The organism is Bacillus fungorum (assembly GCF_002746455.1).
In the GTDB taxonomy this organism is placed as follows: domain Bacteria; phylum Bacillota; class Bacilli; order Bacillales; family Bacillaceae_G; genus Bacillus_A; species Bacillus_A fungorum.
In genome coordinates this window covers 104,533-123,263 of the sequence record NZ_NWUW01000008.1, presented here as the reverse complement: position 1 = coordinate 123,263, position 18,731 = coordinate 104,533, and the positions used below count along the sequence as shown (strand labels likewise).

Genomic DNA, 18,731 nt, shown 5'->3' with positions numbered 1-18,731 from the left:
AGGGAAAATACACAATTTATGTAACATTATGCAAAATTACATAAATTGTGGTCAATATTGTAAATAATGAACAGAACACATATGTACATTAATTTGAATAAAAGAGAGTCCTTATAGGCGCTCATCCAATTGGTTAGTTATTAATTATCTATATTCATTCTAATAAAATTATACTTACATCTAAATAACAACATAAAAACCCACTCTTAACTATTGTAAGAGTGGGTTTCATTTTATTAAAATAACAATTACTATAAGAAACCTTATAATTTATATTTTTTTAGTAATCCTACTAAGTTTTTTATAAAATTCACCTTGTGTCTTTGCATGATTAAACTCGTTTGGATTAATATTTGCTTTTTGTGAGAGTGCTACAATCTCTTCTTTTGAAATTGAGTCTTTCGTATTTATAGATGCTATATTTGTGTATTTTCCGTCTTCTGTTTTGGGAATTTCTAAAATCCCTTTATTCACAAGATCAACTACAGCCTTATGCTCTGAAGAATGTAAATCTACACCAGTAATTTTCCAATTACGCATAACTTTTGGCGTGTATACACCGTTCTTTACCTCTTTTAAATATGTAATAGCAAGGTTACGAATGGTTCCACCTGTTTCTCCAAATGCATGCTCTTGTTTAGATGACCAAATTTGTTCAAACTTACGCCCCTCTAAAGCTCCTCCTTTTGCCTGAAGAGCCTCCATTCTATATGCATTCATTCCCAACGTCATAACATCACTCATTTTGATTGGTTTGTTTGTACGAATAGAGCGTAAATTTGTAATTCTGCTTCCGTATGGTTTTGTTAAGTCAATTTCGTATTTTACGCCTCCAAAGAAATCGTTCGTACTATATTTAGATGCACGGCGGGTTTTATCAAAGCTAACGGTTACATCTCCGGCACGAGATGAGTTAAAATATCCTGCTGCCCATTCCATATAGTCTTTTAAATCTTTTCCAGAAATCTTATATACTGTAATTTCTCCCAAGGCATATTGGTAATTGTACGCAATATCTTTTTTCTTAATAGGACCTGTATCTAAACGGGCATAATCATTATCAATTTATTTCCTGCTAACGTTTTCCCCTTATATTGCTCACTAACTTTTTTCAATGTATCTAATCCAAAGTTGAATTCATGATTTCCAAATGCCCAGGCGTCATATCCCATTGTATTCATCGCTACCATCATTGGCGATTGTGGCTTATCGTTGAATAATTCTACTGAGTTTCCTTGAATTGTATCCCCAGCATCTACTAATATGGTATTTGGATTTTCTTTCACTACTATTCCAATTTCATTTTAAAGCCACAAATGAGGTTATTTTTTTTTTGTATATTTTTAATTGGCACAAATAAATCAACCTTTAACTTTCCTTCTAGATCTTCAGCAGCATTATTTAAGCAAAACTCTAAATTATTTCTATCATAATCTGCATCATACTCACTATTTGGTAGCCACTCTGCATACATGTATTGATACGCTTCACTTAATTTATGAGGTTCATCATAGAACTGGTATAGACCATATGTACCTCCATCTAATCTTTTAAATTGCACATCATGATACTTTTCTTTATCGAAGTTTTCAGGAATCGTAACACATGCATCATGCCGGCACTTATGACTTGCAACAAGTTCAGGATTATCTAATGATATTCCGATAAATGATTGCTCTGGTGGATACAGTTTATTTTCAATTGACCAGTTCAGTAACTTTCCCCAGTGATCTTGCGGTTCAAAATAGCTACCAGTTCGTCTTATATACGCTACTTCTAATGGTGGTAATTTTTTTATAACAATTTTCATTTACATCTTCTCCCCTATAAATATGTACACTGTTTATTTAGCTTTCTTTAATATTTATTCCTTCTTAAATAAAAAGAATTTTCTAATCACATAAAGTGAACCTTTAATCAGTGGGGAATGAATTTTAATTGAAATATAATTGATTACTACCACTACTACTAAAGTAGTATGTACTTTCATACTTTTATTTGATTTTAAATTCTTTTTAAATCGATATATTAATTGTAAGAAAATAAAAAGGTGGAGGATTTTAATTGATTAAAGGAATATACGAAGCGCATTTACCAGTGAGTAATTTAAAACAATCTATCGAATTTTATGAAAAACTAGGATTGAAGTTAGCCTGGAGCGATGAATCAACAGCATTCTTTTGGATTGAGGAAGGGAAAAGTTGGCTAGGATTATGGGCGGGCTCTGAATACGAAACAAAATATCATCCTTCTTTACGTCATATTGCATTTAGAGTTTCATATGAGGATTTAAAAGAATCATTACATTGGTTACACTCACTTCAAATTAAAGCTGTTCCGTTTGGCAGTAATGAATCTATTGAACCCTTTGTCCGTCCACATCAAGGTAATGCATCTATTTATTTTATTGATCCAGATGGTAATAGCTTAGAACTTATTTGTCATATTGTTGTACCTAACGCACTAAAACATATAACTGATAAATTATCCTTTAAAGATTGGGAGACACTATTAGCTGACACATTTGAATGAATATTAGTTATAAATCATAATGGCTCGCCTTTATTTTTATAACATGTATAACAATCTTGAATAATAATGTCCTATCAATTTATCATTAAATAAATGTAAAAAATGACCCTTTTTATTCATTTTTAATGCGAATGTATGTACATTTGTTAATTTATTCGATATATTATGTGTATTGAATGATTACGAAAAGCTTATAGTTCGCTAAAAACACCTTATATTTTGATATCCGTGAAAACTACAAAATGTATAAAATTCCATTTGTCAAATGAATTTAATGCGGAAGGAGGTTTGTGGTTACTTCATCGGGATATAATAATCAGTTTTAAACTGATAAAAATATAGGAGGCGACATAATGTTTCGTACGATTTCAAATTTCATGAGAGTAGCTGAGATAAGAAGGAAAATCCTTTTTACACTAGCGATGTTAATCGTTTTTCGAATTGGCACGTTTATTCCAGTTCCTCATACTAACGCAGAGGTATTAAAAGTACAAGATCAAGCTAACGTTTTAGGTATGCTAAACGTCTTTGGCGGAGGAGCACTGCAACACTTCTCAATCTTTGCTGTAGGTATTACACCATATATTACAGCTTCCATCATAGTACAATTACTACAAATGGACGTTATACCTAAATTTTCGGAATGGGCAAAGCAAGGAGAAATGGGCCGTAAGAAATCAGCTCAATTCACTCGATACTTTACAATCATTCTCGCATTCATACAAGCCATTGGGATGTCTTATGGCTTTAATAATATAGCAGGTGGACAATTAATAACAGATCAAAGCTGGACTACATACGTATTTATTGCGACAGTTTTAACTGCAGGTACTGCATTTTTACTTTGGTTAGGCGAACAAATTACCGCTAACGGAGTTGGTAATGGTATTTCGATGATTATCTTCGCAGGTCTCGTTGCCGCGATTCCAAATGTTGCAAATCAAATTTATTTACAACAATTTCAAAATGCAGGCGATCAATTATTCATGCACATCATAAAAATGCTTTTAATTGGTCTCGTAATTTTAGCGATAGTTGTTGGCGTTATTTACATTCAACAAGCTGTACGTAAAATACCGATCCAATATGCAAAAGCGGTTTCAGGAAACAATCAATATCAAGGAGCAAAAAACACTCATTTACCGCTTAAAGTAAATAGTGCTGGTGTTATACCAGTTATCTTTGCTTCTGCATTTTTAATGACACCGCGTACAATTGCGCAGCTCTTCCCTGATTCAAGCGTATCAAAATGGTTAGTTGCAAATCTTGATTTCGCACATCCAATTGGAATGACACTTTATGTCGGTCTTATCGTTGCTTTCACATACTTCTACGCATTTATTCAAGTAAATCCTGAACAAATGGCAGAGAATTTGAAAAAGCAAAATGGATATGTTCCTGGTATTCGTCCTGGTAAATCAACAGAACAATATGTAACTAAAATTTTATACCGTTTAACATTTATCGGCGCAATTTTCTTAGGTGCAATTTCAATTTTACCGCTCGTATTCACGAAAATTGCTACGTTACCACCTTCTGCTCAAATTGGTGGTACAAGCTTACTTATCATTGTCGGTGTAGCACTAGAAACTATGAAGACTTTAGAAAGCCAGCTTGTAAAACGTCATTATAAAGGTTTTATTAAAAAAGTAAATTAATTATAAAAACACAGTTGGTTATTTTTCCAACTGTGTTTTTAATTTTACCAGTCCTGTAATATACAGGGCTGTTGCTTTATTAAACTACATCTCCGTCTCTAATAACCGCCTTTTTTTGAAATAAGTCCGTAGTGTTGAACGATTGGCCAAGAATACACCAATCAATATAAAACAAGCCCCCATTCCCATTGTAGGATTTAAAGGTTCAATGGATATCGGTAGCCCTTTATTAACACAAAAAGCACTTCTACCGTTTTTACGTGCAGAGCGTATGAAAAACCATTTAGAAAAATTACGTACGGCTTTACAAATTAGACGTGATATAACTATTGATACGTTATCACCACTTAAAGAAATAAGATTTGAAATACCAAATGGTGGCTTTAATTTGTGGATTACACTTCCTGACTCGATAGATCCCTTTACCTTATTACAAAAAGCAAACGAAGTAGATGTCTCTTTTTTACCAGGAACAGCTTGTCTATTAAATAATGAAAGAAATAATTACCAATTAAGAATTAGCTATTCTATGTTAAATGAAAAAGATATGTTGATTGGATTAGAGAAATTACATGATACAATACGAAACTATAAACTTTAGAAACATATGCACAATCCCTTTAAGCTAAAAAGTAACTACCCCAAGATATTTTTGTTTTGGGGTAGTATGAAATTTTGAAGTATGCTAAATCATTTTTATTCAAATCAATATACAATTATTTTTTCATCCCATTTTCATTACGATCTTACCTCTAACATGTTGACCTTCACTCAAAATATGAGCTTCTCTAATTCCTTCTTCATTAAACGGCACAACCTTACTTAAAATAGGTTTAATTTTCCCCTCTACAACTAAAGCTGATAACTCTTCAAATTTATCTTTTTTATAATCAATAATGAGATCAGCCCCTAAAGACTGTAAAAATTCTTTATTTTTACTACTTGCAGTCGTTGCAACAAAAGCTCCAAATGATTTTGCGATTTGGATTGCCAAACTTCCAACTCCACCAGCTCCAGCATGAATGAATACACGGTCATTTTCTTTTATTTTTGCGTAATCTACAAGACTTTGCCACGCTGTAAGTCCTGCAAGAGGAATAGAAGCTGCTTCTTCGTAACTAATATTATTAGGCATATGTGATACTAAATCTGATTGTACTGCAATGAATTCAGCATAAGAGCCCCTTCCTATATTTTCAGGTTTCGTAAACACTTTCTCTCCTATATTGAAACACTCTACATCTTCTCCAACTTCTTCAATAACTCCAGCTACATCTAATCCTAAAGTGATGGGAAATGAAAAGCGTAACTGTTCTTGTAAGTCACCTTTTCTTATTTTCCAATCAACTGGATTAACAGATGTTGCATGAATACGTATTAATACCTCATTATTCTTAACAACCGGTTTTAAAACTTGTCTTTCTTTTAATTCTTCAACACTACCATATCGATCAATAACAATTGCTTTCATTTCCTCTCCTCCTTGCTATTTATTTTAATAACATACAATTATTTCTCGAAATTTTTTTCCTTGAATTACCATATACTTATTTTTGGGGGTAATTATGCAAAAAGCATTATAAAGTGAAACTTTAATCATTCCTCACCAATCGGGCTCTTACTGCCCGGTAAATAGCGGGATGAATTTCAAAAAGAATCTTACACACATCTTAGAATTATTCAAAACTGTATTATTAATTAAATTCAAAAGAAATGGGGCTAACTATATGAGTGAAAAGATATTTAAAATAAACGGAATTGATATATGTACAGAAAGCTTTGGGAACCCTAAGAACCCTGCTATTTTATTAATTATGGGCGCTACATGTTCCATGGTTTATTGGGACGAAGAATTTTGTGAGCTGTTGGCTAGTACGGGGAAATTTGTTATTCGCTTTGATAACCGTGATGTTGGACGCTCTGTTGCCTATGAACCTAGAACTTCCAATTATACAGTAACAGATATGGCTGAAGATGCAATTGGAGTACTAGATGCTTATCATATTGATAAAGCTCACCTATTTGGTATGTCATTAGGTGGTATGATTGCTCAAATTGCCGCTGTAAAACATCCCGGAAGAATTTTGACGCTAACTTTACTAGCGACTAGTGTAATAGGATCTGATAACAATACTCGCGATTTACCTCCAATGGATGAAAGGATTTTAACACATCATGTAAATGGCACAAGTATAGATTGGACAAATAAAAATGATGTGGCAGAGTATTTAGTTTCAGGATCCCGTCTATTATGTGGATCAGAACGAATATTTGATGAAAATAGAGTTTATAAACAAGTGAAACAAGAAATAGAACGCGCAAACAATTTATTAAGTATGTTTAATCATGCTTTACTTCAAGGTGATGATGCATATGAAGGTGTACTTCACTCCATACAAGCACCAACATTGGTTATTCATGGAACAGACGATACAGCACTCCCATTTGAGCATGGCCTCGCACTAATTAATGAAATTCCAAACTCAGTACTATTAACTCTTAAAGGGGCAGGCCATGAAAACCATCCAGATGACTGGGAAAACATAATTAATGCTGTTTCTAGACATACATCTGCAATTTAGACAAACAAATAATTAACAGAAGGGGCTCAAATTGTATGGTGCCCCTTCCATTTACAAACAAAAGCCCATCACTGTATCCATATGTATAGTGATGGGCAATATTTATATTTTTCTATGTTTAAAAAAACGGACAATCTAATTGATCAACAGCTTCCCAGGATTTTTTTTTTATATTATCGGTGGATTTATTTACTTCTAGTGGTACGTTTTTAAAAGGATTAACTTCGACCTTTAATAAAGATGATGGCTCCAAGTATAATGAGAAAACATGGCTGCTTGGTATAGCTTTTGACACATCAATATCTCCCACTTGTTTAAAGAGTTGCTGTGCAGCAAAGAAAAAGAAATTGGTTGGGTTTGATTGTTTATTTAGCCATGCAAGCATTTCAGGTGATACTGATTTATGAATATTGATTTTCACTCGATCACCACGTTTATATCGCCTAGATCGCATACTTCCACCAACTAACTTATTGTTAAGTTTGTAAATCCTAACTCTTTTTGCTTATGCTCTCTATATTTTGGTGAACAAGTATAGACTAATAATCCACGTGCATTTGTAAATAACGGATTATCTACAAAGATTACATTTTTTATTCGTCCTTTTTGCTTTAAAATCAGTTTCAAACTGTTTTTAATAATTACTGCGCCCCCGCCATAAATAAATACGTATGGATCGTCCTTCATATCATCAATTTTATTTATGATATCAGTTGCGACACGCGCCGCTAAACCTAATAATGCTGGTTGTGATTCTTCAACTAACAACGCATTTCTTGGGTGCTTTTCATTTAAATAAATTTGGTTAAACTCTGTAATGCTATCAATCGTCTTTGTTGGATACTTCCGGTTCCATCTCGTAATAATTTGTAGCAACGTTTCTTTCACACCGTATGATAAACCCTTACTTAGTTGCGGTCTAAAGTTTACGCCTAGTGAAACTACTTCTTCTGTCGTCCCTGCGCCAATATCAAAAGATAATAGTGTTTTATCAACAAAATCAATTTCTGAAACCTGATTTTGTTCACATTCTATTTTATGTTTTACAACATTTCCTTCTTCATCATATACAATGCCCCACGTCCCAGAAGCGCCCTCAGGTAGGCATTTACAATATTCGATAGAAATATTAATTGTCACATCACGTCCATTTGGATAATGGAACACAACTTTATGATTGCCCATATAACGTTTCGCATTTTCCGCAGCTATCTCTTGTGTAATAAGCTGCATAGGAAGAGCAACAGATAAATCGTAACGAATATTAATATGACTAGAAGTTGGACTTTGACGCATAGCACTTACCGCTAAACCAGATAGAATTGTAATAACCATTAACTCATCCGTTGACTTATTCGATTTCTTCTCAACCTCAGTCCCTTTTAATTGATCTTGAATGACTTTTTCTCCAACGATATACCGCACGTTATTTAACATTAACGATGGAGAACTAATGGTCACGTCAATGTGATTTTCTAATTCAGATAATGAAACATCTCCCTCATCTAACAACCCTGTAGGCTCTCCTATATATAAAGAATATATACTCGGAATAAAAATAGGGTCTTGCCCTTTCACCATTAACTTCAAACCATTATTTCCTGCATCAGCACCAGCTTTTAAAAGAATAGACATAACTACCCCCTAAATTAATCTGACATCCCTTCCAAATATATGCGAACCCATTCTTTTACATTCAAATGTAATGTAATTTTTTATTAATCGTAAAAACAAAATATTATATTCTTTCATCCTTTGTGTAAAAAGTGTTTGACATATAACTTTCTCAAATTTATACTATGATTGTAAAGAGTTTTTTACAACTATGGAGGTGTTATTTCTAATTTGAACCATAAAAAATTTGTTTTCACTATTATCGTTTTTTCATTAATTGGAGTCCTCATACATGGCGCATATAAATATGTAACTGAAGGTTCGATTTTGGGAGGAACAATATTCGTTATTTCGTTAATACTTGGTAATTTAATTAATCAAATTACTTGGGGAGATCCAAACGGAGTATCGGAAGAAAGTCAAGATGAAATGGGACAGCAAATTAAATATAAAAGCTTTAAAATTGCTTATTTTGTACTTATGTGTTTTATATTTCTAATTTTAATATTTTCAGAAGGATTTGCATTCCTATTACTTGAGGAAATAAAGAATCTCCCTCTTTTTATCGCACTTTGCTCTTCATTCTTTATTTATCCAATCGTTGAACTCATTGTTGCCAAACAATATAAATAAAAAGATGAGATCTTCTATATACAGAAAATCTCATCTTTTTATATTTACATCCCCTCTACTATCGCTTTTAATTTATTCACAGTCCGCCAATTTCTTACTGTAGCTGGTGTATGTATCTTCTGAAACTGGTTCATTAATTTAGAATTTCGAATGCTATTTTTGAAAAATAAATACACAACTTTTTCATGTATATAACAATCTTCGGTCATATTTTTATACATAAGCAACTGATCTTTTTCTTTTTCAGAAAGTTCATTTGCTAAGAAAGCAACATGTATACTTTCCCCTTCTAGCAATGAATCAGCTTCATAGGGGCATCTTTTTATAATATTTATAAATTCATCATATGTTCTTAACATAACCGGAACATCAAAACTAAAAACATTTTTAATTTCAGATTGTATTCGCTCCTTTAGAAATTTTATATCCTCCTCGGATTCGAATACGATATTACCGCTTTGAATATATGTTTTCACTTGTTTTAACCCTATTGATTCAAACACTCGTTTTAAATCAGCCATTTTGATTACCTTATGCCCGCCTACATTGATTCCTCTTAGTAATGCAATATAAATTGTCATAGCATTTCTCCTCAATTAAATGTATTTCACAATTGATCTAATGTGATCATAAAGTTATTTAGTTTTAGTATAAACTATAAGAACCTTGCTATATTATAGCGTAGTAAGATTCTTATTAGTTGTTTAATTTTGTTCAACGAAAGATGCATTTCGTCGCTCTTAAATATATGCGTTTAATATTTATTCTCTTATCGTTCTAAATAAAAAAACTTACTACTTTGATATGCAAGAGTAAGTTTTTCTTCTCATTATTTTATGATAGGTAAATGCATAATGATTTGTTGACCAATTGGCCCCATTCTTCTAACGCCTTGATCTTGGAAGCCAACTTTTTCATATAAATTTTGTGCTGGAATATTTTTTTCATTCACGGCAAGTACAACTTCATTTTTCATCGGAAAATAGCGTTGTACAAACTCTTGTAATAGTGCCAGTGATTTTTTAGCATATCCCTTCCTTTGTCTATCGTGATTTATAGAAAACGAAGTTAAAAGTAAAGCGTTCTCATTTTCTGTGAACTCCTGTACTCTATCTCCTGTTTGCAATGCAAAAAGACCAACAGGTACCCCATTGTAATCCAAAATAACAATCACATTTTTTGTACGATCACTTTTAGCTTTCTCCAGCAATTCGCCTGGATCTGATGTGAATTGAACTTGTTCACTTGGTAAAGTAAATGTTTGTATAACTTCTTTATATTTTTCTTTATAGGGGACTAATTGTATTTCCTCTGTATGTATGTTCATGCTAAACTCTCCCATTTTTACTTATTAACTTAAACCTTGCTGCACTTTAGAATGTACTTTTCCATCTAAAAAGGTAATTTCAACTAATGCAGTTGGATCGCTTCCCTTCCAAGCAAAAATTTGTTTAATTTGTGTAGAATGCTCTACACCTTCTTCTATAAGTAAATTACCATCAAAACCAATTAAATCTTTCACTTCTGTATAAGTCATTCCTTCATTTATATTTGAAAAATGATTTATATTGATAGATTCTTTCTTCTGATTTTCCATCACAGTAGAAGAAGTCGCTGTTTGCTTTTTTACTTCTTTCTTCTGTTCACACGCTGTCATACTGAAACCTAAGCATAAACTACATAATATTAATGCGCTTTTTTTCATCATAACAGTTGTCCCTCCCATAATAATTAAACCATATTTTCCCTTAAAAATAAACTGAATATTTAATATTATATTAAAAAACCCTGCACAATTTAGTACAGGGGTAAGGTTAATTTTATTTATTCAAATGATTATTAGATTGGTCATCCTGTTCTTTTCTCAGTTCTTGTTCTTCATCTTTTGGTAATTGTTTATCATTATCTTTAATTGGATTCGTTTCTTTATTTTCAATCATGTCGTTTGGAACTTGTGGCATTACTCGGCCAACAATTGCTGCTAACTCATCGAGTATACCTTCACCTGTTTTTCCTTTTTTAATTTGCTTTCCAATTTGTTTTAGTCGTTCGTACGTATCAACATCCGCTACAACGACTGCATTAGCACCATCAGGATCGTTTTTTAAGCTTTCCGCAACAGAGTATTTAATTGATTCAACACGAGTTCGATCAAGTTTTGCTTTTACGTCAATACCTACAATAGCATATTTGCCGACTACTACAGCTGTCGCATCATTCACACCTGGCACACTTGCTGCTAAAGATGCTAGATGGTCCGCCGCTTTTTCATTTGGCTTATTTGATTTGTTCGTATAATTAACATTTTTCATCGAAACATTTTTTTGCTCTGGCTTTTCGTTTGGATTGTCCTTTTTTCCAATACTACATCCAGCTATAAAAAAGCAAAACATTAACATATATATTAGGATTTTCATTATTTTCACCACTTTACTAATAAAGTTTAATCATAAATTTTTTCAACAGCTTGCATTTTCTTCACTTTTTCTTCTGCTCCGCTATTTGCATTAATGAAAATTTGGTACGTATCTTTCCCTAACGTACCTACAAATTCATAGCAAAGTACTTCATTATGCAGATCATTTACTACGACAGCTTTACGTTCTTCCATAACTTTCACATCTGGATTGATTTTCTTTCTTGCTTCCCCTGCAGTTAGCTTGGCTGATGGAACGGTTCGTTTTTGATGTGACGCTAAATATTCTTTTGCAGAGAATCCAACGATAGAACCGTCATCTAAGGCAATTTTCATTTGGATTGCTTCTGGATAAATTCGTACGCCATTCTCATTTACTACATACGTAAATACTCCAACATCATCATATTGTGAGCTATCATAAAGCTCCATATTATTAAACTTATGGTCCTTTAAAAATTTTAAACCCTTACTTCCTGCGTCGTTTAAACTAATCTTCTGTTCTTTAATTTCTCGATTATTCATAACCCAAATTGGATATCCGCCTTTTCCGGTAATATCCATATAAAACTCATTATTCGTTGCTTTATCTTTAATTTTCACACTATAGAAAGATTCTTTCGCACCTTTTCCGCTTTTCTCAACTTCTACTTTTTCGTTTCCTTTTAAATTCAAAAACGATTTTGCAATTTCCGCCGCTTCATTTTTTGAAATTGCTTTTCCTTCCGCTTCAAATCCACCTTTTTTATTTTTTTGTGTACTTGTAAAGGTAGGTCCGAAGTTTGTAGATGAATACGATGTTACATTTTTTTCTACTGTTTTTAACCCATCAATAATTGTATTGTCTGCAGGATCACGATTTGATGCGAGTGCCATCTCAACATCCATCCAGCGTAAATTATTTTTCAAAACAAGATGTTGCACTTTTCTTAGTTCATCTTGTATATTTCCTGCATTTGAGTATAAAGTTTGCAACGTTTTGTATTCTTGATCATTTAACGGCTCTTTTTCTAAATCACGAATGGCTGCACGGTAACTAAAATCACCGATATTCGCTAAAAATTCTTCCGTTTTATTAAAAGGCATTAATGTTAAAGGAAGTTGCCCTACATCTGAACGAGCTTCAGATGTTAATCTCCATACATCTGCTAATGCAGGTGATAAAGATGCACGTGAATTCATCGCGAGCGTTGTTCCAATTTTATCGTGCAATAAATCTACCTCGTACGCTAAATCATGAAACGCACGTTGATAGCTATTTTCTGCTCGAATTAATACTGCATTTTTCTCTTGGTGCTCTTTATAGCCCCAGTATCCTGTTCCGACTACACCGACTGTTAATAATACGATTATAATACCTCGTAACATAGTTCCACCTCCGCTCTATTTACAGAAAATATGTTTCCCGATTTTTTTAATTTGTGGACGAGTCCAAATCCATTTACTTGTTGCAGTATCTGGATTGAAATAATATAATGCGTTTCCTGTTGGATCCCATCCATTAATTGCATCCAATACAGCCTTTTTCGCTGTTTCATTTGGCGTTAAATATATTTGTCCGTCTGCTACCGCTGTAAATGCTCTTGGCTCAAAGATTACACCCGAAACGGTATTTGGAAATGATGCACTTGTAACACGATTCAAAATAACCGCAGCTACTGCAACTTGTCCTAAGTATGGCTCACCACGAGATTCTCCATATACTGCGTTTGCCATAAGCTGAATGTCATTTTGAGAATAACCATTTGGAACATTTGTGCCTTTATTTTGAGATGGTTTATTTTCTTGTGCAGTACCACCACTATTTCCTGTATTAGCAGTTGACTTGTCATACTTCGTTGCCTTCACGAGCATTTGCTTCGTTTTAGCTCCAGCTAAACCATCAACAGGTAATCCGAATTTCTCTTGAAAATTTCGAAGTGCCCAGTATGTACCCCATCCGAAAACACCATCCACTTTCCCCGTATAAAATCCGTTATATTTTAAACGAGATTGTAGTTCAATGACATCTTCGCCAGATGCTCCTCTTTGAATGACTTGATTAGAAAAGGCTTCTACATTTTTTAGTTGTATACTACTAACCATCAAAGACAGTCCTATGAACGAAAGTAAAATTGCTATTTTAAAAATAGCTTTTTGGCGCATAATTTTCCCTCCTTAATTATGTAAATGATTTCTTGTTTATGTTTTGTAAAAGCCTTGCTTTTATGTAAAGAAGACAAAAAAATCCAAACTCATATCGTTGAAAAAATATGTCAACAATATAAAAAAGGATAAAAGGAGTTCATCATGAAGAAATTGTTAAAGCGTGTCGCACTTGTCATTCTGTTCCTAACAACATGTTCAAATATATATACAGGCTCATCAATTGTTCATGCGCAGCCGCCGTATGCCAAATGGGGTAAGCTTGCTGTAGAGAAAACGAAAGAACAGTACCCAAAAGCAGAGATTATTGATTACCTTCATATAGGTAGAAAACCAAAAACCGTTCAAATAACAGTTGAAAAATTCAAATTATGGCTACGCGAGGACGGAAAAGAATATGGTGTTTTTGTTGATGTAGAATTTGAAACGAAGACGGAGAAATTTATAAAGATGTCGTTTCAGAAAACGAGTAGATAAAATGAAAGAACCCCCGCTGTTTATATTTTAAACAGCGGGGGTTCTTTCATTTCTAAAATTCTTTTCTAAAATTTCGATTCCCTAAAAATCTTACCAATATACAAATAGCGCCAATTACAACTGCTATCCCTATACTGTATAAAAATACTCTACCATATCCACTTATTCTCGGATCTAAAAACGGATATGGATACCAATTTACGATTGGACCACGAATTAAGCTATATACAACGTAAAAAAACGGGAATAAGAACCAACTTGCAGCTTGTTTCCAAGTGATTTTATTATTTGGCGGATTTAAAATCCAATCTAAAAGCATCGCAATTGGCATGATATAATGCAGCACTGTATTTACCCATGGTATTGCAGTTTGAAGTGATTCTTCTAATCCTCTTAATAGCAAAAAATAAATGAGTCCTGTCGTAAGTATATATACCGTTGCGGCACCACGAAGTATACCAAACTGTTCTGATCGACCAAATGTTACTGTTCCGATACTACTTAAAAGGAGAATACATGCAACTAAAATGTTACTTTCGATAGTGAAGAAACTAAAAAAGTTAACTGGATTGAACGGTTTCACTTGTGCCCGTATTATAAATTGCGTAATGATTGCACTAAATGCTAGAAGGCTTAAACATAGTCTAAATAAAGATAATGTTTTTACATCTCTCATATAGTCCCTCCTCTTATTATCCAAACTTATAATTCTCCTGTACATGCTCGATAAATAACTTTAATGGAACGAGCCCACGTTTAGGCATATGACTACTTATTACAGCAGCCACCTCTAACTGCGGAATGATAACGATGTATTGTCCACCGTATCCCATAGCAAAATATATACAGTACGGTATGTGAAATCTTTCATTATTCAAAACCCACCAGTGATATCCATACGCCCCAACATGTTCATACGTTTCAAATAGAGCTGTACTTGATTCTTCTAACCATTTCGATGATACAATTTCATTCCCCTGCCAATATCCATTTTGCAAGCATAATATTCCGAGCTTTAATAAATCTTTAGATTTCATTTTCATACCGAACCCGCCGACATGTATTCCTTGGGGATCTTGTTGCCACTCATATTCGGTAATTTCTAATGGATTAAATAAATATTTTTTCGCAAACTGTTCTGTCGGCATTCCAGTAGCTTCTTGAATAATATAGCTAAGCAAATGCGAAGACCCTGAGTTATAATTCATTTTTGTAGCGGGTTCTTCAATTATTGTTTTTTCTAATATGTACTGCACCCAGTTTTCCGATTCTACAAATTCATTAGGGAATACAACTCCATTTCCGAACTCTTTCCAATCCTCCCCCGTTGTCATTGTTAATAAGTGATAAAGCGTCGAATCAGCTTTTTCCTCAGGAGCATTCTCAATCCACGCTGTAATCGGTGTCTGTATATTATTTATATATCCTTTATCGATTGCAATACCTATTAATATAGATACAATGCTTTTTGTAATCGAATTTATTTTAAATAGATTATTTTCACACTCTAACGTTTTATAATACTCAGTTGTTAACTCACCTTTTTGATAAACAAGAAATGTATTTACTTTTTTCTTTTCAAATTTATTTTCTAGTTGCTTGAAATCCAAAACTTTACCTCCATTTAAATAGTTACTCAATTATTATATCTTGTAGCTTCTATTAAAACATAATTAAGTTCAAATAAAAAACAAACCTGCCAGTAATGAACTGACAGGTTTGTTTTTATAATTTCGTGCGAACATTCCAAAGCTCTGGGAAGAACTGTTGATCAAGTACCCGTTTCAAATAAGATACACCAGAAGATCCACCTGTTCCCATTTTATGTCCGATAATGCGTTCTACCGTTTTCATATGACGGAAACGCCATTGTTGTAACCAATCTTCAATATCGATTAATTTTTCAGCGAGTTGATATAAATCCCAATATTTTTCCACATCCGCATACACTTCAATCCAAGCCGCTTCTACTGTTGCATCTTCTTCATAAGGCTGCGTAATATCACGATTTAACACATCTTTATGGATCGGGAATCCTTTTTTTACAAGAGCTTGAATTGCGACATCATACAAACTTGGTGTATGTAGCGCTGTATGAAGTCGAGCGTGTAATTCTGGATCTTTTTCATAAATTTTTAATGCATGTGGTGTTTTATAGCCAAGTGCATACTCAATCATACGATATTGATACGATTGAAAACCTGAAGCTTGACCGAGCGAGTCACGGAATTCAATGTACTCTGATGGCGTTAATGTCGCAAGAATATCCCAAGATTGAATAATTTGAGACTGAATTTTTGATACACGTGCTAACATTTTAAAAGCTGGTTGTAATTTATCTTGTTTAATAGATTCAATCGCCGCATTTAGCTCATGTAAAATGAGCTTCATCCAAAGCTCACTTGCTTGGTGAATAACGATAAATAACATTTCATCATGATGGTCTGATAATCTCTTTTGAGAAGATAGTAAACTATCTAATTGCAAATACTCCCCGTACGTCATATTCTCTTTAAAGTCCGTATGAATCCCTTTTTCCATAATTACCTTTTCGTTTTCTTTCATATTAGCCAAACGCCCCTTTATATATATTTCTACTTATATTGGTCTAATAACTGCTCGAACTGGACTTCCATCTGCATCTGTTAAAGCAAGTGGTAGTGCAATAAGTTCATAATCACCGTCTGCTACGTGATCTAGTACGACATTTTCTAAAATATGAATTCCATGTTTAAATAATTGATGATGCGCTGCTAATTCTTTATCATCTAACGGATCAACTGATGGTACATCTACTCCGATTAAACGTATACCTTTCTCTGAAAGAAAAGGTGCTATGTCTGCACGTAAATGAGGGATCACATCTGGAAATTCTTCAGCTTTTCCATGTGAAGATGTACGTAATAATAATCGTTCTACACCTTCTAAATGAAAGCTTTCTAATTCCTTTTTCCCGATGCTTTCAAGATTAGAAACGTCAATAATCCGTGCTGGACCAACATAAACTTGAACATCTAAATCTAATACTTTCTTTCCATCATTATCAAAATGAAATGGTGCATCAATATGAGTGCCTGTATGAATACTCATCGTTAACTTTCCGACATTTACCGAGCCACTTTCTTCTTTTGACCACGAAACTTCATACGAGAACGGTGTGTCTCCTGGCCAAGTTGCAATATCATTATTTAGCGGTTGTGAAATATCAATCCACTCTGATGTTTTCATGCTTATGCCACAACCTCTCGCTTATTTTCAAACTGCTTATACTCTTCATTTTTCATAATTTTCTTTAATATTTGTACAGATTTCCACACTTCTTCATATGTGTTATATAAAGCGACTGGCGCGAGTCTCACTCCATTTGGCGCTCTAAAATCTGGGATTACTCCATTTGCCTTTAGCGCTTTACATATACGTGCTGCTTCTGTATGCTCTAAATAAATGTGCCCGCCTCGTTTTTCATCCTCTAATGGATTTCCAATTGTAAATTCGAAATCTTTTAATTCATGATCAATTAAATTAAGCATGTATCTTGTAATATGTAGGGATTTTTCACGTAAACGTTCTATACCAACCTCTTTAAAAATTTCAAGAGAACCGATTAACGGCGCTGTACTTAATACGTGAGGAGTACCAATTTGATATGCACCTGCATGATCGGCTGCAGTTAATGTATGTTCCATATCAAACTGCTTATCTTTTCTAGAACTAAACCAGCCAGACAAACCTGGAAGTCTATTAAAATGTTTTTTATTTACATAAAGGCCGGCAACACCACCAGGTCCTGCGTTTAAGTATTTATAATTACACCAAATAGCGAAATCAACATCCCATTCTTTGAAATGATGCGGAATAGAACCAATTGAGTGACATAAATCGAATCCGATATGAATACCACGCTTATGTGCTTCTGCTGTTAAACGTTTCATATCAAGAATTTGGCCACTTCTATATAGTACAGAAGGTAATAAAATTAACGCGATATCATCTGTCATTGCATGAATAATATCCTCTTCAGAAAGTGTTCTACCATCCCTGCTCTTCACTCGTATTAAATGCTCATCTGGATCTAAGCCTTTTAAACGAATTTGACTTTGTAGCGCATATATATCGGACGGGAATGTTAACTCATCTGCAAGAATTTTTGTACGTATTCCTTTCGGCTCATAGAAAGTCGCGATTACTTGATGAATATTTGTTGTCGTGGAACCGGTTACAATTGTTTCTTCCGGTAAAGCTCCAATTAAAGGCGCAGTCAGTTCACCTAATTTCTCCGAAAGGAAAAACCACGGATGCTCACCCTCAGTCCAGCCATCAATGCCATACTCCTTCCATGAATCTAGCATCGTAAGTAACGATTTCTCTGCTCTTTTTGAAAGTAACCCTAATGAGTTTCCATCTAAATATATTGTTCCTTCTTTTTTATAAAATTCAGTTTGAAAATCTTTCAGTTCATCATGTTTATCACATTCAAGCGCATACTCATAAGTTGGTTGAAATGGCTCTTTATACATGGTGTCACCTTCTTTTAATTTTCTTTTTATTCTAACTAATTGAAATATATCACCTTAATTGATATAACGTCAATGATATTATGTCAGTTGACTTTATATGTGAATTTCTTTTACAATACAGTTATATTTTCAGATATTTCAGTATAAAGAGGTGATT

At 33.5% G+C, this 18,731-nt stretch carries 21 protein-coding genes and 3 pseudogenes; 6 read left to right on the top strand and 18 right to left on the bottom strand.

Translation table 11 applies throughout. The features are described 5' to 3' along the window. Nucleotides 1–270: 270 nt before the first annotated feature. From CO726_RS14075 to CO726_RS14070, 3 genes and pseudogenes are all read right to left on the bottom strand, one after another. Nucleotides 271–1,065: pseudogene (locus tag CO726_RS14075) on the bottom strand (5'-nucleotidase C-terminal domain-containing protein); the annotation flags it as partial. Beyond that, nucleotides 1,041–1,286 carry a metallophosphoesterase family protein gene (locus CO726_RS33165; protein WP_425427797.1) on the bottom strand — a complete coding sequence of 82 codons (246 nt, stop codon included), beginning with the start codon at nucleotides 1,284–1,286 and terminating at the stop codon, nucleotides 1,041–1,043. The gene CO726_RS33165 and the pseudogene CO726_RS14075, both read right to left, overlap by 25 nt. A 2-nt stretch (nucleotides 1,287–1,288) precedes the next feature. Beyond that, entirely contained in the window at nucleotides 1,289–1,810 is a 522-nt protein-coding gene (locus tag CO726_RS14070; RefSeq protein ID WP_099684663.1) for an AraC family transcriptional regulator, read from the bottom strand. A 254-nt stretch (nucleotides 1,811–2,064) separates the two neighbouring features. On the opposite strand from CO726_RS14070, the gene CO726_RS14060 reads away from it, so the two are divergent. Both CO726_RS14060 and secY read left to right on the top strand, forming a co-directional pair. Next, nucleotides 2,065–2,532 carry a VOC family protein gene (locus CO726_RS14060; RefSeq protein ID WP_098761857.1) on the top strand — a complete coding sequence of 156 codons (468 nt, stop codon included), beginning with the start codon at nucleotides 2,065–2,067 and terminating at the stop codon, nucleotides 2,530–2,532. 353 nt (nucleotides 2,533–2,885) lie between these two features. Then, entirely contained in the window at nucleotides 2,886–4,190 is a 1,305-nt protein-coding gene (gene secY, locus CO726_RS14055; RefSeq protein WP_099684662.1) for a preprotein translocase subunit SecY, read from the top strand. Between the two features lie 84 nt (nucleotides 4,191–4,274). On the opposite strand, the pseudogene CO726_RS14050 reads toward secY, so the two are convergent. Continuing rightward, nucleotides 4,275–4,397: pseudogene (locus CO726_RS14050) on the bottom strand (DMT family transporter); the annotation flags it as partial. On the opposite strand from CO726_RS14050, the pseudogene CO726_RS14045 reads away from it, so the two are divergent. Beyond that, nucleotides 4,390–4,791: pseudogene (locus CO726_RS14045) on the top strand (PLP-dependent aminotransferase family protein); the annotation flags it as partial. The pseudogenes CO726_RS14050 and CO726_RS14045 overlap by 8 nt on opposite strands. 123 nt (nucleotides 4,792–4,914) lie before the next feature. On the opposite strand, the gene CO726_RS14035 reads toward CO726_RS14045, so the two are convergent. Continuing rightward, entirely contained in the window at nucleotides 4,915–5,661 is a 747-nt protein-coding gene (locus CO726_RS14035) for an NADP-dependent oxidoreductase (protein ID WP_099684661.1), read from the bottom strand. Nucleotides 5,662–5,917: 256 nt separating this feature from the next. On the opposite strand from CO726_RS14035, the gene mleBCA reads away from it, so the two are divergent. Next, nucleotides 5,918–6,772 (top strand): BCA family alpha/beta fold macrolide esterase, encoded by an 855-nt coding sequence (mleBCA, locus tag CO726_RS14030; RefSeq protein WP_099684660.1) that lies wholly within the window; start codon nucleotides 5,918–5,920, stop codon nucleotides 6,770–6,772. A gap of 118 nt (nucleotides 6,773–6,890) precedes the next feature. On the opposite strand, the gene CO726_RS14025 is transcribed toward mleBCA, so the two are convergent. Further along, nucleotides 6,891–7,226, bottom strand: a complete 336-nt coding sequence (locus tag CO726_RS14025; RefSeq protein WP_098761860.1) for a hypothetical protein — start codon at nucleotides 7,224–7,226, stop codon at nucleotides 6,891–6,893. A gap of 11 nt (nucleotides 7,227–7,237) precedes the next feature. Further along, a complete protein-coding gene (locus CO726_RS14020; protein WP_098761861.1) occupies nucleotides 7,238–8,407 on the bottom strand; it encodes a ParM/StbA family protein in 1,170 nt (389 codons plus the stop codon). Between the two features lie 210 nt (nucleotides 8,408–8,617). On the opposite strand from CO726_RS14020, the gene CO726_RS14015 reads away from it, so the two are divergent. Then, nucleotides 8,618–9,019, top strand: a complete 402-nt coding sequence (locus CO726_RS14015; protein ID WP_098761862.1) for a hypothetical protein — start codon at nucleotides 8,618–8,620, stop codon at nucleotides 9,017–9,019. A 44-nt stretch (nucleotides 9,020–9,063) separates the two neighbouring features. Here the strand turns inward: CO726_RS14015 and CO726_RS14010 are convergent, their stop codons facing one another. From CO726_RS14010 to sleB, 6 genes are all read right to left on the bottom strand, one after another. Continuing rightward, a complete protein-coding gene (locus tag CO726_RS14010) occupies nucleotides 9,064–9,600 on the bottom strand; it encodes a DUF1697 domain-containing protein (RefSeq protein WP_099684659.1) in 537 nt (178 codons plus the stop codon). 248 nt (nucleotides 9,601–9,848) lie between these two features. Then, on the bottom strand, nucleotides 9,849–10,346 hold the full coding sequence (locus CO726_RS14005; RefSeq protein WP_099684658.1) for a GNAT family N-acetyltransferase: 498 nt from the start codon (nucleotides 10,344–10,346) through the stop codon (nucleotides 9,849–9,851). 24 nt (nucleotides 10,347–10,370) lie between these two features. Continuing rightward, nucleotides 10,371–10,727, bottom strand: a complete 357-nt coding sequence (locus CO726_RS14000) for a hypothetical protein (RefSeq protein ID WP_099684657.1) — start codon at nucleotides 10,725–10,727, stop codon at nucleotides 10,371–10,373. Nucleotides 10,728–10,839: 112 nt separating this feature from the next. Next, nucleotides 10,840–11,436, bottom strand: a complete 597-nt coding sequence (locus CO726_RS13995) for a YhcN/YlaJ family sporulation lipoprotein (RefSeq protein ID WP_098761866.1) — start codon at nucleotides 11,434–11,436, stop codon at nucleotides 10,840–10,842. A gap of 26 nt (nucleotides 11,437–11,462) precedes the next feature. Continuing rightward, complete coding sequence (gene ypeB / locus CO726_RS13990; protein ID WP_099684656.1) at nucleotides 11,463–12,803, bottom strand: germination protein YpeB; 1,341 nt, start codon at nucleotides 12,801–12,803, stop codon at nucleotides 11,463–11,465. A gap of 15 nt (nucleotides 12,804–12,818) precedes the next feature. Beyond that, nucleotides 12,819–13,580, bottom strand: a complete 762-nt coding sequence (sleB, locus tag CO726_RS13985; RefSeq protein ID WP_099684655.1) for a spore cortex-lytic enzyme — start codon at nucleotides 13,578–13,580, stop codon at nucleotides 12,819–12,821. Between the two features lie 144 nt (nucleotides 13,581–13,724). On the opposite strand from sleB, the gene CO726_RS13980 reads away from it, so the two are divergent. Continuing rightward, the gene (locus CO726_RS13980; protein WP_000734902.1) at nucleotides 13,725–14,057 is read left to right on the top strand and encodes a DUF3889 domain-containing protein; all 333 of its coding nucleotides are present in this window, start codon (nucleotides 13,725–13,727) and stop codon (nucleotides 14,055–14,057) included. Nucleotides 14,058–14,109: 52 nt separating this feature from the next. Here CO726_RS13980 and CO726_RS13975 read toward each other — a convergent pair whose 3' ends face one another. The 5 genes from CO726_RS13975 to kynU all read right to left on the bottom strand — a co-directional run bounded on the left by CO726_RS13975 (nucleotide 14,110) and on the right by kynU (nucleotide 18,574). Beyond that, nucleotides 14,110–14,733: a Pr6Pr family membrane protein gene (locus tag CO726_RS13975; protein ID WP_099684654.1), complete on the bottom strand. Its 624-nt coding sequence runs from the start codon at nucleotides 14,731–14,733 to the stop codon at nucleotides 14,110–14,112. 16 nt (nucleotides 14,734–14,749) lie between these two features. Beyond that, nucleotides 14,750–15,667 carry a serine hydrolase domain-containing protein gene (locus tag CO726_RS13970; RefSeq protein WP_099684653.1) on the bottom strand — a complete coding sequence of 306 codons (918 nt, stop codon included), beginning with the start codon at nucleotides 15,665–15,667 and terminating at the stop codon, nucleotides 14,750–14,752. A gap of 115 nt (nucleotides 15,668–15,782) precedes the next feature. Beyond that, nucleotides 15,783–16,622 carry a tryptophan 2,3-dioxygenase gene (kynA, locus tag CO726_RS13965; protein ID WP_099684652.1) on the bottom strand — a complete coding sequence of 280 codons (840 nt, stop codon included), beginning with the start codon at nucleotides 16,620–16,622 and terminating at the stop codon, nucleotides 15,783–15,785. Between the two features lie 33 nt (nucleotides 16,623–16,655). Further along, nucleotides 16,656–17,285 carry an arylformamidase gene (gene kynB, locus CO726_RS13960; RefSeq protein WP_000858061.1) on the bottom strand — a complete coding sequence of 210 codons (630 nt, stop codon included), beginning with the start codon at nucleotides 17,283–17,285 and terminating at the stop codon, nucleotides 16,656–16,658. 2 nt (nucleotides 17,286–17,287) lie between these two features. Then, complete coding sequence (gene kynU, locus CO726_RS13955; protein ID WP_099684651.1) at nucleotides 17,288–18,574, bottom strand: kynureninase; 1,287 nt, start codon at nucleotides 18,572–18,574, stop codon at nucleotides 17,288–17,290. Nucleotides 18,575–18,731 lie beyond the last annotated feature (157 nt).

Coding starts and splice junctions, on each gene's coding strand:
- CO726_RS14070 (WP_099684663.1), bottom strand. CDS start 1,810: ATGAAAATTGTTATAAAAAAATTACCACCATTAGAAGTAGCGTATATA.
- secY (WP_099684662.1), top strand. CDS start 2,886: ATGTTTCGTACGATTTCAAATTTCATGAGAGTAGCTGAGATAAGAAGG.
- CO726_RS14035 (WP_099684661.1), bottom strand. CDS start 5,661: ATGAAAGCAATTGTTATTGATCGATATGGTAGTGTTGAAGAATTAAAA.
- mleBCA (WP_099684660.1), top strand. CDS start 5,918: ATGAGTGAAAAGATATTTAAAATAAACGGAATTGATATATGTACAGAA.
- CO726_RS14025 (WP_098761860.1), bottom strand. CDS start 7,226: ATGCGATCTAGGCGATATAAACGTGGTGATCGAGTGAAAATCAATATT.
- CO726_RS14020 (WP_098761861.1), bottom strand. CDS start 8,407: ATGTCTATTCTTTTAAAAGCTGGTGCTGATGCAGGAAATAATGGTTTG.
- CO726_RS14010 (WP_099684659.1), bottom strand. CDS start 9,600: ATGACAATTTATATTGCATTACTAAGAGGAATCAATGTAGGCGGGCAT.
- CO726_RS14005 (WP_099684658.1), bottom strand. CDS start 10,346: ATGAACATACATACAGAGGAAATACAATTAGTCCCCTATAAAGAAAAA.
- CO726_RS14000 (WP_099684657.1), bottom strand. CDS start 10,727: ATGATGAAAAAAAGCGCATTAATATTATGTAGTTTATGCTTAGGTTTC.
- CO726_RS13995 (WP_098761866.1), bottom strand. CDS start 11,436: ATGAAAATCCTAATATATATGTTAATGTTTTGCTTTTTTATAGCTGGA.
- ypeB (WP_099684656.1), bottom strand. CDS start 12,803: ATGTTACGAGGTATTATAATCGTATTATTAACAGTCGGTGTAGTCGGA.
- sleB (WP_099684655.1), bottom strand. CDS start 13,580: ATGCGCCAAAAAGCTATTTTTAAAATAGCAATTTTACTTTCGTTCATA.
- CO726_RS13980 (WP_000734902.1), top strand. CDS start 13,725: ATGAAGAAATTGTTAAAGCGTGTCGCACTTGTCATTCTGTTCCTAACA.
- CO726_RS13975 (WP_099684654.1), bottom strand. CDS start 14,733: ATGAGAGATGTAAAAACATTATCTTTATTTAGACTATGTTTAAGCCTT.
- kynA (WP_099684652.1), bottom strand. CDS start 16,622: ATGAAAGAAAACGAAAAGGTAATTATGGAAAAAGGGATTCATACGGAC.
- kynB (WP_000858061.1), bottom strand. CDS start 17,285: ATGAAAACATCAGAGTGGATTGATATTTCACAACCGCTAAATAATGAT.
- kynU (WP_099684651.1), bottom strand. CDS start 18,574: ATGTATAAAGAGCCATTTCAACCAACTTATGAGTATGCGCTTGAATGT.